General features: G+C 59.1%; 13 protein-coding genes. 2 read left to right on the top strand and 11 right to left on the bottom strand.

The genetic code is table 11. The features are described 5' to 3' along the window. Positions 1–35: 35 nt before the first annotated feature. The 7 genes from ALO80_RS26475 to ALO80_RS26445 all read right to left on the bottom strand — a co-directional run bounded on the left by ALO80_RS26475 (position 36) and on the right by ALO80_RS26445 (position 9,243). Positions 36–1,046: a Gfo/Idh/MocA family oxidoreductase gene (locus tag ALO80_RS26475; protein WP_055005368.1), complete on the bottom strand. Its 1,011-nt coding sequence runs from the start codon at positions 1,044–1,046 to the stop codon at positions 36–38. 65 nt (positions 1,047–1,111) lie between these two features. Next, entirely contained in the window at positions 1,112–3,049 is a 1,938-nt protein-coding gene (gene iolD, locus ALO80_RS26470) for a 3D-(3,5/4)-trihydroxycyclohexane-1,2-dione acylhydrolase (decyclizing) (protein WP_055011117.1), read from the bottom strand. Between the two features lie 85 nt (positions 3,050–3,134). Continuing rightward, complete coding sequence (locus tag ALO80_RS26465) at positions 3,135–3,965, bottom strand: TIM barrel protein (protein WP_055011116.1); 831 nt, start codon at positions 3,963–3,965, stop codon at positions 3,135–3,137. A 35-nt stretch (positions 3,966–4,000) separates the two neighbouring features. Then, a complete protein-coding gene (locus ALO80_RS26460; RefSeq protein WP_055011115.1) occupies positions 4,001–5,503 on the bottom strand; it encodes a CoA-acylating methylmalonate-semialdehyde dehydrogenase in 1,503 nt (500 codons plus the stop codon). A gap of 27 nt (positions 5,504–5,530) precedes the next feature. Beyond that, positions 5,531–6,340, bottom strand: a complete 810-nt coding sequence (iolB, locus tag ALO80_RS26455; RefSeq protein ID WP_055011114.1) for a 5-deoxy-glucuronate isomerase — start codon at positions 6,338–6,340, stop codon at positions 5,531–5,533. A gap of 13 nt (positions 6,341–6,353) precedes the next feature. Beyond that, entirely contained in the window at positions 6,354–7,259 is a 906-nt protein-coding gene (gene iolE, locus ALO80_RS26450) for a myo-inosose-2 dehydratase (RefSeq protein WP_055011113.1), read from the bottom strand. A gap of 46 nt (positions 7,260–7,305) precedes the next feature. Further along, positions 7,306–9,243, bottom strand: a complete 1,938-nt coding sequence (locus ALO80_RS26445; protein WP_055011112.1) for a bifunctional 5-dehydro-2-deoxygluconokinase/5-dehydro-2-deoxyphosphogluconate aldolase — start codon at positions 9,241–9,243, stop codon at positions 7,306–7,308. Positions 9,244–9,515: 272 nt separating this feature from the next. Between ALO80_RS26445 and ALO80_RS26440 the strand changes: the two genes are divergently transcribed. Further along, positions 9,516–10,424 carry a MurR/RpiR family transcriptional regulator gene (locus tag ALO80_RS26440; RefSeq protein ID WP_054985249.1) on the top strand — a complete coding sequence of 303 codons (909 nt, stop codon included), beginning with the start codon at positions 9,516–9,518 and terminating at the stop codon, positions 10,422–10,424. Positions 10,425–10,486: 62 nt separating this feature from the next. On the opposite strand, the gene ALO80_RS26435 is transcribed toward ALO80_RS26440, so the two are convergent. The 3 genes from ALO80_RS26435 to ALO80_RS26425 are packed head-to-tail and all read right to left on the bottom strand — an operon-like array spanning position 10,487 to position 13,514. Continuing rightward, positions 10,487–11,485: a lysylphosphatidylglycerol synthase domain-containing protein gene (locus tag ALO80_RS26435; protein ID WP_055005372.1), complete on the bottom strand. Its 999-nt coding sequence runs from the start codon at positions 11,483–11,485 to the stop codon at positions 10,487–10,489. Further along, complete coding sequence (gene clsB, locus ALO80_RS26430; protein ID WP_055011111.1) at positions 11,482–12,732, bottom strand: cardiolipin synthase ClsB; 1,251 nt, start codon at positions 12,730–12,732, stop codon at positions 11,482–11,484. The genes ALO80_RS26435 and clsB overlap by 4 nt, the downstream gene beginning before the upstream one ends. Beyond that, the gene (locus ALO80_RS26425; RefSeq protein ID WP_055011110.1) at positions 12,729–13,514 is read right to left on the bottom strand and encodes an endonuclease/exonuclease/phosphatase family protein; all 786 of its coding nucleotides are present in this window, start codon (positions 13,512–13,514) and stop codon (positions 12,729–12,731) included. The genes clsB and ALO80_RS26425 overlap by 4 nt, the downstream gene beginning before the upstream one ends. A gap of 218 nt (positions 13,515–13,732) precedes the next feature. Between ALO80_RS26425 and ALO80_RS26420 the strand changes: the two genes are divergently transcribed. Further along, positions 13,733–14,272 (top strand): cytochrome b, encoded by a 540-nt coding sequence (locus ALO80_RS26420; protein WP_055005375.1) that lies wholly within the window; start codon positions 13,733–13,735, stop codon positions 14,270–14,272. Between the two features lies 1 nt (position 14,273). Here ALO80_RS26420 and ALO80_RS26415 read toward each other — a convergent pair whose 3' ends face one another. Next, entirely contained in the window at positions 14,274–15,014 is a 741-nt protein-coding gene (locus ALO80_RS26415) for an S-methyl-5'-thioinosine phosphorylase (protein ID WP_054985254.1), read from the bottom strand. Between the last annotated feature and the right edge of the window lie 3 nt (positions 15,015–15,017).

Genomic DNA, 15,017 nt, shown 5'->3' with positions numbered 1-15,017 from the left:
TGTTCGAGAGATAGCCTGACTGGCGACAGACTCTGTCAGCCATAGAACGCAGGACGCATTTCCAGGGTCACCGGCACAACCGCTCCACTGTTCTGCGCCTGAACGCAGGCGTCGGCGGCCACCGCTGCGGCATAGCCGTCCCAGGCCGACGGCCCGTTAATGGTACCGGCGCTGACGCCGTCGATGAAGTCCTGCAATTCAACGTCATAGGCGGCGATGAAACGGTCCTTCCAGTCCATCAGGATCGCGGTCGACAGTTTGGCTTCGCTGCGCAGTTGCACGTGCGAGGGTTCGGGCAGCCTGGCGATACCGCTCTCGCCCACCACTTCGCACTGAATGTCGTAGCCGTACTGACAATTGACGAAGACCTCGACGTCGATGCGCGTACCTCTGGCCGTTTCCAGCATCACGATCTGCGGGTCTTTCATGTGCGCAAGGGCCTTGCTGGTCTTGCGCGGGAATACCACCTGAACCGACACGTAGTCATCGTTGAGCAGCCAGCGCAGTACATTGAGTTCATGAATCAGCGTGTCGGTGATGGCCATGTCGGTCTTGTAGTTCTCGCCGACCCGAGGGTTGCGGTGTGCGCAGTGCAGCATCAACGGCTCACCAATCCGGCCACTGTCGATAACCGCTTTGAGGGCACGATAACCCTGGTCATAGGGGCGCATGAAGCCGACCTGGACCAGGCGCCTGCCGCTGGCAATCTCGGCCTCGACGATGTGTCGGCACCCCTCGGCGGTCACCGCCAGCGGCTTTTCGCAGAAGACCGGTTTGCCTGCAGCAATGGCCGCCAGCACAAACGCTTCATGGCTCGGCCCCCATGAGCAGACCAGAATCGCCTCGACGTCGGGCGCGGCAATCAGCGCGTAGCCGTCGGCATACACCTCGGCGCTGATGTCCAGCTCGCGCACCACCCTGGCCGCCTGCTCCAGATTGATGTCGGTGACGGCTACCACCTGGCTGCCGACCAGTGTTTTACTGCAACGCCGGATATGATCCTGACCGATTGCGCCTGTACCGATTACGCCGAGTTTCAATGCCATTTTCATGTTCCTTTTTTTATTGGATGTTCCGTGAAAGGGCCACGGGTGCCGAACGATAAAAGTGATCAGTACTGACGCGCCTTGGCCAGCTCGCGATTGAGTTTTTCGTAAACCTGAGCCGTGGTGCCGGTCGTTGACACTTCAGCCACCCCGACACGCCACCACGACAGGTATTTGTGGATCATGGTCTTGGGCAGGACTTTGATGTCGATCAGCGTCGATACCGTCTGACGTTGTGCATCGGCGAGCGCCTGGCGCAGTTGCTCGGCGGTACTGACCTTGTAGGTCTTGCAACCATAGGCGGCAGCACTCATGGCAAAATCCACCGGCACAAAAGCACCATCGAGCTTGCCCGTTTCCGGATTGCGGAAACGGAACTCGGTGCCAAAGCTGTCCATGCCATGCTCCATTTGCAGGTTGTTGATGCAGCCGAAGGTCATGTTGTCCAGTAACACCACGTTGACCTTGCGCCGCTCCTGAATCGAGGTCGCCAGCTCCGAGTGGAGCATCATGTAAGAGCCATCGCCGACCAGCGCAAATACTTCCCGGTGCGGTGCCGCGAGCTTCACGCCCAGTGCAGCGTTGACCTCATAGCCCATGCATGAGTAACCGTATTCGACGTGATAGGTGTCAACCCCGGTGCTGCGCCAGGCACGCTGAAGATCACCGGGCAGGCTGCCTGCCGCCGCAACGATCACCGCGTCGGCAGGCAGGCTCTGGTTGAGGATGCCCAGCACGCCGCTCTGGGTCAGGCACGAACCGGTCAATTCGATAAATTCGCGCAACACGGCCGGGTCCAGGTGATCGTTGATCTCCGGGACGAAATCCTCGCCCTGATACTCGACCGCATACAAGCGATCAACCTCGGCATCCAGTTGTGCACGGGCTGTCTGCGGCGCATCGCCCCAGGCAGCACGGTAGCCGCTGGCTTGCAGACTTTCGGTCAATGCCTGCAGTGCCACCTGTGCATCGGCCAGCACCTGCACGCCGTCCAGTTTCTGCACATCGAAGGCACCGACATTCAGATTGAGAAACTGCACATCCGGGTTCTGGAACAGCCATTTCGAGGCTGTGGTGAAATCGCTGTAACGAGTGCCGACGCCGATAATCAGGTCCGCCTCTTTCGCCAGCTGATTGGCCGCCAGCGTGCCCGTTTCACCAATACCGCCCATGTTCAACGGGTGCGCCGAAACGATTGCACTCTTGCCTGCCTGGGTTTCAGCGAACGGGATACCGAAACGTTCGGCAAAGGCTTGCAAAGCATCTGCCGCACCGGAATAACGCACACCGCCACCGCAGATCAGCAATGGCTTGCGCTTGTTGCCGAACAGCCTCAATGCGTCGTCGAGCATGGCTTTGCTCGGCGGACGACGGTCGATACGGTGCACGCGTTTTTGCAGGAAGCTGTCCGGGTAATCGTAGGCCTCGGCCTGCACATCCTGAGGCAGCGCCAGCGTGACGGCGCCCGTGTCGGATGGATCGGTCAGCACCCGCATGGCATTGAGCGCTGCACTCATCAACTGCTCGGGGCGGTTGATGCGGTCCCAGTATTTGCTCACCGCCTTGAACGCATCGTTGGTGCTGATACTCAGCTCGTGAAACTGCTCGATCTGTTGCAGCACCGGGTCGGGCTGACGGCTGGCATAGACGTCACCCGGTAACAGCAACAGCGGAATGCGATTGGCCGAAGCCGTTGCGGCGGCGGTGATCATATTCGCCGCACCCGGGCCCACCGAAGAGCTGCAAGCGTAAATCTTGCGACGCTGGTGCTGCTTGGCAAAACCGATGGCGGCGTGGCACATGCCCTGCTCGTTACGGCCTTGATGAACGACCAGATCGCCACAGTCCTGCTCCAGGGCCTGCCCAAGCCCCAGCACATTACCGTGGCCGAAAATGGTGAAGATGCCAGCGACGAATTTGCTCTGCACGCCGTCGACTTCGACGTACTGGTTATCAAGGAACTTCACCAGAGCCTGAGCCATGGTCAGTCGGGTTGTACTCATGTTCGCACCTTGTTCTTGTTTGAGGTGGCTCGCCCTTACGGCCTTACTCCGTATCAGGGCGCTGCTGTCACATGACGCTGCCTGATCAGTGACGCTGCGAAACGGCTCGTGACAAATGCGTCATGCTGGCCGCTATTGCCAGGGGAATGTCGTCCAGTGCATGAACGCTTTCGGCAAATGGCTCGAACGACAGATGGCCCTGATAGCCACTGTCCAGCAAACGCTCGATCTGCGATGCATTGCCCAGTATGTCGGCTTCGCCAACCAGCACGCGATGGCCATCGCGAATACTGCTGAGCGGTGCCTGCGCATCCTCGACACCGGAGATATGTACCAGCCCGGTCAGTTCCGGGAACAGCTCGACCTCGCCGGCCAGATGGTGATGAAAGGTGTCATGAACCAGCCGGTAGACATCCAGCCCGCCCACTGCCCTGATCGCATCCACCGCCTGACGCTTGAGGCGCAAAGAACATTCCTCGAAGCCGAGCGGTTCGACGAAGCCGAGGATCCCGTGCTGACGAAGAATCGGTGCCAACGCAGTCAGCGCGGTGCGCAACCCCGAAGCGCGCTGCGAGCCGTTACGCGAATCGGCGCGGTCATTCAGCGGGCACAGCACCAGACCGCGCGCACCACAGTCGCGTGCATACCGCGCAAGCTTCGTCGCCTGGGCGGCGCGCTCTTCATTCCAGACGTCGAACGGGTACAGCGCATTGATCGACAGCACCTGGATGTCCTTGGCAGCACACAGGTCACGAACGACCTCAGGCGCAGTGCCATTTTCGATCTCGATACCCTTGAGGTCGTTGCGAATCTCGATGGCATCGGCACCCAGCTTCACAGCCAGATCCACGAAAGCCTCCAGAGACAGGCGCGGCGCGACCATCCGATTCAGTGCGAAACGCAGGGGTTGGCTCATTGTTCTTGTTCTCCACAACATTCCATTGATAAAGGTTACCTGGCAGTTGGCATGCTGAACTCGGGACCTTTGGCGATGCTGTCCGGCCAGCGCTGCATGACGCTCTTGTAGCGACTGTAAAAACGCAGGCCCTCTTCGCCATAAGCATGGTGATCGCCAAACAGCGAACGTTTCCAGCCGCCGAACGAATGCCAGGCCATGGGCACCGGAATCGGTACGTTGATACCGACCATGCCGACCTTGATGTTGCGAGCAAAGGCACGGGCCACGCCGCCATCGCTGGTGAAGCACGACACACCGTTACCGAATTCGTGTGCGTTGATCAGCTCGACGGCGCTGGCGAAATCCGCGACATGCACGATGCCCAGCACCGGACCGAAGATTTCCTCTTTGTAGATCTGCATCTGCGGCGTGACGTTATCGAACAGCGTTGCCCCGACGAAAAAGCCCTGCTCGGCCCCCGGAACCTTGAAGCCGCGGCCGTCGACGATCAGCTTCGCGCCCTCTTTTACGCCCTGCTCAATAAAGCCCTCGACCTTGGCCTTGTGCACTGCGGTGACCAGCGGCCCCATGTCCGAGTCGGCCTGCATGCCATTGCCCACCTTGAGCTGATCGATGCGTGGCAGCAGCTTGTCGATCAACTGTTGGCCGACATCGCCCACCACCACGGCAATGGAAATTGCCATGCAGCGCTCACCCGCTGAACCATAGGCTGCCCCGATCAGGGCGTCGGCAGCCTGATCGAGGTCTGCATCAGGCATCACGATCATGTGATTCTTGGCCCCGCCCAGCGCCTGCACGCGCTTGCCATGGGCAGTGCCCTGTTGATGGATGTACTCGGCAATCGGAGTCGAACCCACGAAGGAAATGGCCTCGATGTCGGGGTGCTGCAACAGGGCATCAACTGCCACCTTGTCGCCCTGCACCACGTTGAATACACCATCGGGCAGACCAGCCTCCTTGAGCAGGCGCGCCATCAGCAGACTGGCCGAGGGGTCGCGCTCGGAAGGTTTGAGAATGAAGCAGTTGCCGGTCACCAGTGCCATGGGGATCATCCACAACGGCACCATGACCGGAAAGTTGAACGGCGTGACCCCGGCGCAGACCCCCAACGGCTGACGCAAATTCCAGTTATCGATACCGCCGCCAATGTTGTCGCTGAAATCGCTTTTCAGCAGGTTCGGCGCGCCGCAGGCAAATTCGACGATCTCGATACCGCGTACGACCTCACCGCGCGCATCGGACAACACCTTGCCGTGTTCACGGCAGATGATCTGCGCCAGCTCGTCGTGATGCCGGTCCAGCAACTCCTTGAACTTGAACATCACTCGCGCCCGACGTAGCGAGGATTGGTCGGCCCAGGCCGGAAACGCCGCTTTGGCCGATGCGACCGCTTCATCCACAGTCTTCGCGCTGGCCAGCGCAACACGCGCCTGAACAGTGCCAATGGCCGGGTTGAAGACATCGCTGTAGCGCTCACCATCACCGTCTTCAAGCTGTCCGTTGATGTAGTGACCGATCACCGGTGACTCGTTCATCTCATGCCTCCAGAAAAAAAGGGGAAATCAGAGATCCAGCAGCCAGCTGTGCTGTGGATCGTTGTGAAACTGCCAGGCGCGCGTCGGACCGGCCATCACGTTCAGGTAATAGGATTCGTAACCGTAGGGCACGGACACTGGGTGATAGCCTTTGGGCACCGTTACCAGATCATTGTTTTCCACGGCCATCGCCTGATCGATGCTGCGGTCGTCGGTATAGACCCGCTGAAAGACAAAACCCTGCGGCGGGTTGACCTGGTGGTAGTAGGTTTCTTCGAGAAAGCTCTCATGGGGCAGGTTGTCCCGGTCGTGCTTGTGTGGCGGGTAGCTGGAGGAGTGCCCCGAAGGGGTTCGCACCTCGACCACCAGCAGGGAGTGCGCCGGTTCACTGTCCGGCAGGATGTCGCACACGTAGCGGGTGTTGGCGCCCTTGCCGCGCACGCTGCGCTTCATGCTGCCGGGCATGATCAGCCGGGCCGGAAGGTGTTTGCCTGCATCGCCTGGCGCGGTGCATACGGCCAGATGCACCGGCCCGCGCGCGACAAACTCGGCCTGACTCCCGGGCGGCAGGTAGACCGCGAACGGTGATTTCTCTTCGAACACCGATTGCCTGTCGCCGATGTTGTCCCAACCGAAAGCGCCCTGCCCCGGTGCTTCGCCGGTCACGCTGGCGTGCCCGGCCAGCAAGACCACGCACAGTTCGTTGTGCTCTGCGCTGAGAGGCAGACGCTCCCCGGTCTCCAGACGGTAGGCGGCAAAGCTCACATAGTCGAGCGAGCCGGGTGCCAGCGCCACGATGTCACGGCCCTGGGGTTTGCTCTTGGTCAGCAGATTCATGGTTCAGTCCTCCTTATTGCGCATCGGCCAGCAGCTGGCGCAACGTGTCGTAACCCTTTTTGGCGTACACATAGCTCGGCGCTACTGCCGGGTCCTGTTCAGCCTCGACCACCAGCCAGCCGCTGTAATCGGCTTGCAGCAACACCTTCAGCAGTGCTGAAAAATCGATATCGCCGTCACCCGGGACGGTGAACGTGCCGTTGATGATGCAGTCCGGAAAACTCCAGAGATTATTGCGTGCCAATTGCACCACGGGCTTGCGTACGTCCTTGAAATGCACATGACAGACACGCCCGATGTGTTTGCTCAAGACCTGCAGAGGTTCGCCTCCGCCCATGTAGCAATGCCCGGAATCGAACAGCAGCCCGACTTCCTCGCCGGTCAGCGCCATCAGCCGGTCGATATCCTGTGGCGACTCGACGTAAGCGCCCATGTGATGGTGATACGCCAGGCGCACGCCCCTGGATAACGTGGAACGCGCCAGTTCGGTGAGCTTTTCGGCGTATTCGCGCCAGGCCGCATCGGTATGAAAGCGCGGTCGTTCGACCAGCGGGATGCGTTGCCCCTGAATCGAGTCGGCTACTTCGCCATACACCAATACCGAAGCGCCGTTCTCGGCGAGCAACTGAACGTGCGGGGTAATGGCTGCAATTTCTTCGGCCGCCGAGCGTCGCGCCAGACGGCTCGAATACCAGCCGGAAACCAGCGCCAGATCATGGGGCCGCAACGCATCGCCGACCCCTTTGGCATCTTTCGGAAACTTGCCGTTGAGTTCAAACCCCTCGTAACCGATGGCTTTGCCTTCGCTCAAGGCAGTGCTCAACGGCGTTTCTCCACCGAGAGCGGGCAGATCATCGTTGCTCCAGGAGATCGGATTGATGCCGATGCGGATCCTGGGTGTTGAAGTGGAAACGGGCATGGCTGCACCTTTTTTGTTGTTATCGCGACGTCAGATCAAGAAAGAATCAGGCGCGGCTTTCGCGCCAGGACTCGATCAACCAGTTAAAGGTGCTCTGCACCCGACTGACCAACGCTGCATCGTCTATTTCTCCGCCCATCCAGGCCCGGCTTGGCTCGCGAAATATTGTCCGGCCGACCGCAAACCCCTGGCAGACGCGGCTATGTCGGGCTTCGGCAAAACCGGCGGCAAGGTCTTCGACCGGTGCGTTGAGCCCAAGCAGTACCACGCCGCGGCAGTAGGGATCACGCTGCTGGATCAACTCGTCCAACTGCTGCCAGACCTGCGCGCTCTGCGCTTCGATCTTCCACCAGGCGGGGTAGATGCCCAGGTTGTACAAACGCTTCAGCGACCGGACCATCACATCTGGATGGGGCGACGGGTGATCCTTGGGCGGAATGATTTCCAGCAACAGTTCGTGACCGCTGACTTTCGACGCGTCATAGAGCGCCTTGATCTGCGCCTCCTGTTCCAGGCGCAGCATTGGCTCGTCATCGGGGTGATATTGCACCAGGCACTTGATGATCTGCTCCTGCGGCCAGGCGAGCAGATTGCTGCCAATGGAGCGACCATGTTCGAACGCCAGGGGCCTGGAACCCTGCACTTCTACCGGACGCGCAACCCACCAGCCACGGCCGGTCGCCGCATTGAGTGAATCCTGTCCGAAGCGTTGATCGGCAAGCAGCCCGACATCGGCTTCGATACCGCGTTGGCGCAGGCCGGCCTCGACACGCTCGACCGCTTGCACGAACAGTTGTTTGAGATGGCTGATACTGCCCGTGTCGCGTCCGGCCTGTTGAGCCAGTTCGACCAGCTGGCCGCGATGATCGAAGGCGAAGATGAACAACTGCCGCCATTGCTTGCGCGGCACGCTGACCTGATGCAGTCGTTGCAAAACGACATCCTGATCCGGGCGGGTAATGGGTTCCGGGCTGTTGAACAGATAATCGAGTTCTGCCGGGGTGGGCATCGCGGGTGCACAGGCGTGGCGCGAGACCACCAGCCCGCCACAGGCATTGGCCAGCTGGCAGCAACGCTCGTCGCTGGCATCCTTGAGCCAGCCGCTGAGGAACCCGGACATGAATGCATCACCTGCACCCAGAACGTTGAGCACTTCAACGCGCACACCTGGGTAGATTGCGCCATCTTCAAGGCGCGCAGGAATGGCACCGTGAATCACCGTGCAACCTTGCGGACCAAGCTTGACGACCAGCGTCGCGGCGCTCAGTTCACGCACCGTACGCAGGGCGGTGAGCAAATCGGTGGAGCCACCGGCAATCTGGAATTCTTCTTCAGTGCCGACGATCAGGTCGAAACGCGGCAGGATGCGCTGCACATGCTGGCTGACCTTCTGATCGGCGACAAACCGCGTTTCGCCATCTGCCTTGCCCGCCAGCCCCCAGAGGACCGGGCGGTAATCGATATCCAGCACACGTTTGACGCCGTGCTTCTCGGCATAGTCGAGCGCCTGACTGCTGGCCTTGAATACCTGCTCAGTGGAAAAATGCGTGCCTGTGATCAGCAGGGCCTTGCTCGACGCGATCTGCTGCTCGTCGATATCCTCGGCGCGCAAGGCCATGTCAGCGCAGTTTTCGCGGTAGAACACGAGGGGAAACGTTTCACGGTCCTTCAGGCCCAGCAGCACCATGGCAGTCAAACGTTCGGGATCGCGCTTGATGGCGCTGACATCACAGCCTTCACGCGCCAGCGATTCGACCAGAAAGCGGCCCATATGGTCGTCACCGACCCTGCTCAGCATGGCCGACCTGAGCCCCAGCCTGGCAGTGCCAAAGGCAATATTGGCCGATGAGCCGCCCAGGTACTTGGCGAAGCTGGAAACGTCTTCCAGGCGTGCGCCTACTTGTTGCGCATAAAGATCGACGCCCAGGCGTCCAAGGCAGATCAGATCCAACTGACGCCCAGTGGCAAAGCGTGTCTGGCCCATGGTGGCTCCTGTTATTTTTATCAGCCTGCAGCGCTTGCAACCTGTGTACGCGCTGCTTTGTGAATGCAGCGTAAAACGTCGAGCCTGATCAATCAATATTTATTCTATAATTATTTTCAGTGGAATATTTTTTCCATACCGCTATTCAAGTGCTGGCACAATGCGTAGACGGGTAAGATATAGTCATCGCCCCTGCCACAGGCAGCCTTCACCGTCAGGCTCATAAAGGCGTCACCCGAAAAATCGCCCTGACAAGCAGAAAGGATTTGAATATGACCAGCGCCGATCAGCCCACACTGCCCGAGACGAGCCTCGACATGCCGCCGAACAGTGCCGAAGGCTTGCTGCGGCTGATCACTGACGAGTACGACGGGTTGCCGCGTCAGCTCAAGCGGATCGCCAGTTATATGAGCCAGCAGAGCGACCGGATCATGGTTGACCGGATCAGTGATATCGCCCGCGAGTGCGAAGTTCACCCCTCGGCGATTGTGCGGTTCTCCCAGCGCTTCGGGTTCAGCGGCTTCAGCGAAATGCAGGCGCTGTTTCGCGAGGCGTACACGCACAAGACCACGCCGGTACAGAATTACCAGCAGCGTATCCGCAGCATGATTGCCAACAAATCGCAGAAGGCCAACGCCGGCGATCTGGCACGCGAATGCGTGAGCGCTACGCTCTCCGGGCTGGAACGTCTGAGTGCAGAACTGGACGATGATGAATTCGAAAAGGCCGTGGACCTGGTGGTCAACGCCGACAACATCTATGTCGTGGGCGTGCGCCGCTCATTCGCGGTGGCGGATTATCTGGTTTACAACCTGCAACACACCAACAAGCGTATTCATTTGATTTCCGGCCTGGGGGGCAGCTATCGCGAGCAGATGCGCAGCGTGCGCGCCAATGATCTGGTGATTGCGATCAGCTTCACGCCTTACGGCAAGGAAACCCAGCACTGCCTGCGCATCGCCCAGCATCATCAGGCCAAGACGCTGATCATCACCGACAGCAACCTGTCGCCCCTGGCCAAGCGCGCCAATTCGGTATTGCTGGTCAATGAAGGCAGTTCATTCGCCTTCCGCTCGCTGAGCGCCACCCTGTGCCTGTGCCAGGCACTGTTTATCGCAGTGGCGTACCGACTGGAGCTGAAAGTCGACGAGATACATGAACAGGTCGGGTTCGATGATTGAGAGCGGGTGCCAGACTCGATACACCGCTCTGCACGAGCAGACAAAGCGTTGATTCACGTCGCTCAGGACTTCGCCTGCTCACCCATTCGCTGCTGGTTCTTCTCGCCCATTTTCTTCGCGCGCTTCTCCAGCACCAGGTACACCACCAATGCAATGAGCAGCGGCAGCAGAAAATAGATAGCGCGGTAACCGATCAGAGCGGCCAGCAGGCTGCCCTTGGAGAACTGGTGCGCCAACAAGGTAATGAAGACTGTTTCAAGCACGCCGAGCCCCGCTGGAATATGGGTGATGACACCCGCAATACTGCTGATCAGCAGCACCCCGAGAATCGCCGGATAAAAGGCCTTGTCGGGCAGCAGCGTGTAAATCACGGCGGCCATCAACGACCAGTTCAGGGCACCCAGACTGGCCTGCATCAAGGCCTGCTTCATCGACGGCAGATTGAATTCCTGATCACGCACGGTCCAAGAGCGTTTTTTGGAAAACCGGCAGGCCAACAAGTAGGCAAAACACACGGCCAACAGTCCGAAACCGATCAGTTGCAGGGTAGTGGTGCCGATCGACCATTCTTCAGGCAATTCCAGAAAACGCATCGAAAACACAAAACCGGCCAGCAACATATAGCCCAGCCAGTTGGTAATAAGGCTAAGGCTGAGAATCCGGGTGATGGTCGAAACATCCAGTCCCAGCCGGGAATACAGCCGATAACGCAAGGCGATGCCGCCCACCCATGAACTGAGGTTGAGGTTGAACGCATAGCAGACAAACGTCACGGGCACGATCTGTTTGATCGACAATCTGTGACGGGTGTAATAGCGCGCCAGCACATCGAAGCCGCAATAAGTAGCATAACTGGCAAACGCCACAACGGCTGCGATGGCCAGCGTGCTGGCCTTGTAAGACGCCAGCGCCTGCTTCACCTCTTGCCAGTCAAGGTTCTTGACCAGCAGAAACAACAGAACCGGGACGGCAATGAAGAAAAACAGATTGAACACCCGCTTTGCCCATTTCCATTTGGCTCCCTGCGCACTTTGCGGCGCTGCACTTGCGGCCTGGGTCATGAGGTTTTCTCCTGGTCCATCTCGTGGTTATTCTGCTGCTGCTCGATCACTTTCGCTTCTGGCACCACGTCACCGGCGCGTATGGGCTTGAGGCGTACGCCGTGAACCGGGAACAAACCGGCAATCGCCGGAAAACGCCGCAGGAAAAAGAAGCTCAACACGATCATCGGCGCACGCCACCACTGGCCGCGCGCCGCGCCTTTAAGGCTCATCTGAGTGCTGTGCGCAGCAGCAAGCTCCATCAGGTGGCTCTGCAAATGATCGTTGAGTGCCCGGTCGCGAATGAACAGGTTGGCTTCCAGATTCAGCGCCAGGCTCAGCGGGTCAAGGTTACTGGAGCCCACCGTGGACCATTCCTGATCGATCAATGCAACCTTGCCGTGCAACGCGCGTTGTTTGTACTCGTGAATGACGACGCCGTCGCGCAGCAGGTAGGTATAGGTCAACCGTGAGCAGACCCGTACAAACGGCATATCTGGCTGGCCTTGCAGAATCAGCGTGACCTTGACGCCCCGTCGTGATGCATTGCGCAGCTCACGCAGAAAGCGATAGCTGGGGAAGAAATACGCATTGGCCAGCGTGATGCGTTGAGTCGCAGCGCGAATAGCCTTGAGATACTGCTCTTCGATATCGGTGCTGTGTTCGCCGTTGTCTCGCTCGGCAAGCAACATGCGGGCGTCACCGGCACGGTCCAGCTTGAGCGGTACCGGTGGCAACTTCGCCCGAACTGCCGTGCTGAGCATATTCAGCGCGCTCTGATGGATATCGCCCACAATCGGGCCGCGTACCAGAACGGCGTAGTCCTGTTTGGCAGTGAGACCGGTGTCGGTCATATGATCGACGCTGTAGTTGATGCCGCCGATAAAGCCCAGCTCGCCGTCAATCACCACCACCTTGCGATGCAGACGGCGGAACAGGTTGGTGCGCATGCCCATGAACCGCGGGCGCGGATCGAACAATTGAATCTGGATACCGGCATCGATCATGGTTTTGACGAATGTCGAACTCAGGTCCGAAGTCCCGTAATCATCCACCGTGACCACGACGTTTGCACCATTGGCTGCCGCTTCGAGCAATGCCTGCTGCAAACCCTCGCCGATGCGGTCTTCAAAGATGATGAAGGTCTCGATCAGCACCTCTTTACGCGCAGCACGTATGCACTCGAATACTCGTGCATAGAAGTCTTCGCCATTGATCAGCAACTCCACCGAGTTGCCATCGCACCACTGCCCTGCCGTATTGCTCATAAGGTCAACTCCACCGCAAGCGGTGCATGATCGGAAAGGTGAGACCACGGTCGGCTGGACAACACCTTCGGCCGATGGGAAGTCGCATTGCGGACATAGATCCGGTCCAGCCTGAGCAAAGGCCAACGGGCCGGAAAGCTCTTGGCGGGTGCGCCAAATCGCTCGACAAACACCTCGTGCAACCCGGTGTCCTTTAACAACGCATCGGCGCGCTGGCGCCAATCGTTGAAATCCCCGGCCACGATCACCGGTTCGCCTTCGGGAAGACGCGCCATTAGTTCAGTAAGCAATTTGAGCTGCTGACTCCGGTGGCTTTCACGTAGTCCCAGGTGCACACACACGGCATGCACCGGGCCAGCGTGCGGCACCTCCAGAATGCAGTGCAACAAACCTCGCTGCTCGGTGCCATGAATGGAAATGTCGAGATTTTCGTGCCGGGTGATGGGGTATTTGGACAGCAGCGCGTTACCGTGATCGCCATCCGGATACACCGCGTTGCGACCATAGGCAAAGTCGCTCCACATGCTGTCGGCAAGAAATTCGTACTGGGAAATCGTTGGCCAGTCCTTGACGCTGCGCGCATGACTCTGGTGTTCGCCATGCACTTCCTGAAGAAACACGATATCGGCCGATACAGTACGCACGGCCTCACGCAACTCCGGCAGAATGAAGCGGCGATTGAAAATGCCAAAGCCCATGTGCATGTTCATGGTCAGTACATTCAATGAAACACTGGCGGACACTGGCGTTGTCGGGCCGACAGGCGGATTGGCACTGGTCAAGACTTGCTCCCGGGTGAATATTCACGTCATATGAAGCCACCCATGCGCACAGGTTCCGTCGCGTGTCGCCCTTGCTGCGTATTTGCCATACTCAATGGCATGCCTCTACTGGCACCGCCCTACCGTTAAAAAAAATCAGGGGCGAATGAAACGCAGGGCTCCGGTCAACGGCCTAAACTGCTTACCAGGCCTGAAAAAAAGCGACAAGGAATCCAAACGTGGATGCACTGACTTCTCAACGCTACACCGCAAGAGCCAGATGGCTGCACTGGATCATGGCCATCATGATTGTGCTGGCCTATGCCCTGATTCTGAGCCGTACCCAGTTTGGCAAGGGTTCGGAATACCGCACGCTGGTAGTGCAGAGCCATTTCTGGGTCGGGATCGTGATTCTGGTAATGGCGTTTTTTCGCGTCGCCGAGCGTAGAAGACATCATCCGCCCGGCATCACGCCGCCGCTTGAAGGCGCGTTGCGGCTGGCTGCAACGCTGACCCATTACGCGCTGTATGCGTTTCTGTTTGCCCAGCCTTTACTGGGCCTGCTGACGGTAATGATTGAAAAAGGCGCGTTACCTGTTCCCCTCACCGACCTGCAGATACCTTGGCCACTGCCTACCTCCGACCGCACGGCCGAGACGTTCGAGGATGTGCACAAGCTGCTGGGCTCCATCTTTTACTACGTCATCGGCCTGCATATAGTCGCAGCGCTCTGGCATCACCTTGTGCGCAAGGACAATACCCTGAAGCGCATGCTGTAAGTCAGGAGGCTGACAGAACCCGGGCAAGGGTGGCCTTGACCTTGCCCATTCCGTCGCGCAGGGCCTGTTCGATTTCCGCCATGGTGATGACGGTGGTCGATTTGCCGGCCGCCGGGTTCACGACCAGCGCCAGACAGGCATATTCAAGCTCCAGCTCACGAGCCAGAGCGGCTTCGGGCATACCGGTCATGCCGACGATGTCGCAACCGTCGCGCTCAAGGCGGACGATTTCGGCCACCGTCTCCAGGCGCGGCCCCTGAGTACAGGCATAGACGCCACGATCGGAAAACGCGCACCCTTCAGCGGCCAGCGCCGCAATCAGCCGCGCCCGCAGCGCTTCGCTGTAGGGGTAGCTGAAGTCGATATGCGTGACTTCCTCCAGGTCATCGGCGAAGAAGGTGTGCTGGCGACCGCTGGTGTAGTCGACCAGATCATGCGGCACGCAAAAATGCCCGGTACCCATTGCCGGGTGGATACCACCCACTGCATTGACCGCCAGAATCGCTTGCGCACCAGCCTGTTTCAAGGCCCAGATGTTGGCCCGGTAGTTGACCTGGTGTGGCGGCAATCGGTGCGGGTGACCGTGGCGCGCCAGAAACATCACTTCGCGACCGGCATAATCGCCGATCTGTATTTCGCCGGAAGGTACGCCGTAAGGCGTGTTCATCGGCAAGGATTGCCGAATGTTCAGGCCTTCCAGTTGAGTCAGGCCGGTACCGCCAATAATCGCGTAAACAGTCATCGC

The sequence above is a fragment of the Pseudomonas caricapapayae genome, from assembly GCF_001400735.1.
Taxonomy (GTDB): domain Bacteria; phylum Pseudomonadota; class Gammaproteobacteria; order Pseudomonadales; family Pseudomonadaceae; genus Aquipseudomonas; species Aquipseudomonas caricapapayae.
Note: the sequence above shows the minus strand (reverse complement) of the source record. Positions and strands in the feature narration are given on the sequence as shown.

Bases quoted from the DNA above. Each gene is read 5' to 3' on its own strand.
- ALO80_RS26475 (WP_055005368.1), bottom strand. From the start codon at position 1,046: ATGGCATTGAAACTCGGCGTAATCGGTACAGGCGCAATCGGTCAGGAT.
- iolD (WP_055011117.1), bottom strand. From the start codon at position 3,049: ATGAGTACAACCCGACTGACCATGGCTCAGGCTCTGGTGAAGTTCCTT.
- ALO80_RS26465 (WP_055011116.1), bottom strand. From the start codon at position 3,965: ATGAGCCAACCCCTGCGTTTCGCACTGAATCGGATGGTCGCGCCGCGC.
- ALO80_RS26460 (WP_055011115.1), bottom strand. From the start codon at position 5,503: ATGAACGAGTCACCGGTGATCGGTCACTACATCAACGGACAGCTTGAA.
- iolB (WP_055011114.1), bottom strand. From the start codon at position 6,340: ATGAATCTGCTGACCAAGAGCAAACCCCAGGGCCGTGACATCGTGGCG.
- iolE (WP_055011113.1), bottom strand. From the start codon at position 7,259: ATGCCCGTTTCCACTTCAACACCCAGGATCCGCATCGGCATCAATCCG.
- ALO80_RS26445 (WP_055011112.1), bottom strand. From the start codon at position 9,243: ATGGGCCAGACACGCTTTGCCACTGGGCGTCAGTTGGATCTGATCTGC.
- ALO80_RS26440 (WP_054985249.1), top strand. From the start codon at position 9,516: ATGACCAGCGCCGATCAGCCCACACTGCCCGAGACGAGCCTCGACATG.
- ALO80_RS26435 (WP_055005372.1), bottom strand. From the start codon at position 11,485: ATGACCCAGGCCGCAAGTGCAGCGCCGCAAAGTGCGCAGGGAGCCAAA.
- clsB (WP_055011111.1), bottom strand. From the start codon at position 12,732: ATGAGCAATACGGCAGGGCAGTGGTGCGATGGCAACTCGGTGGAGTTG.
- ALO80_RS26415 (WP_054985254.1), bottom strand. From the start codon at position 15,014: ATGACTGTTTACGCGATTATTGGCGGTACCGGCCTGACTCAACTGGAA.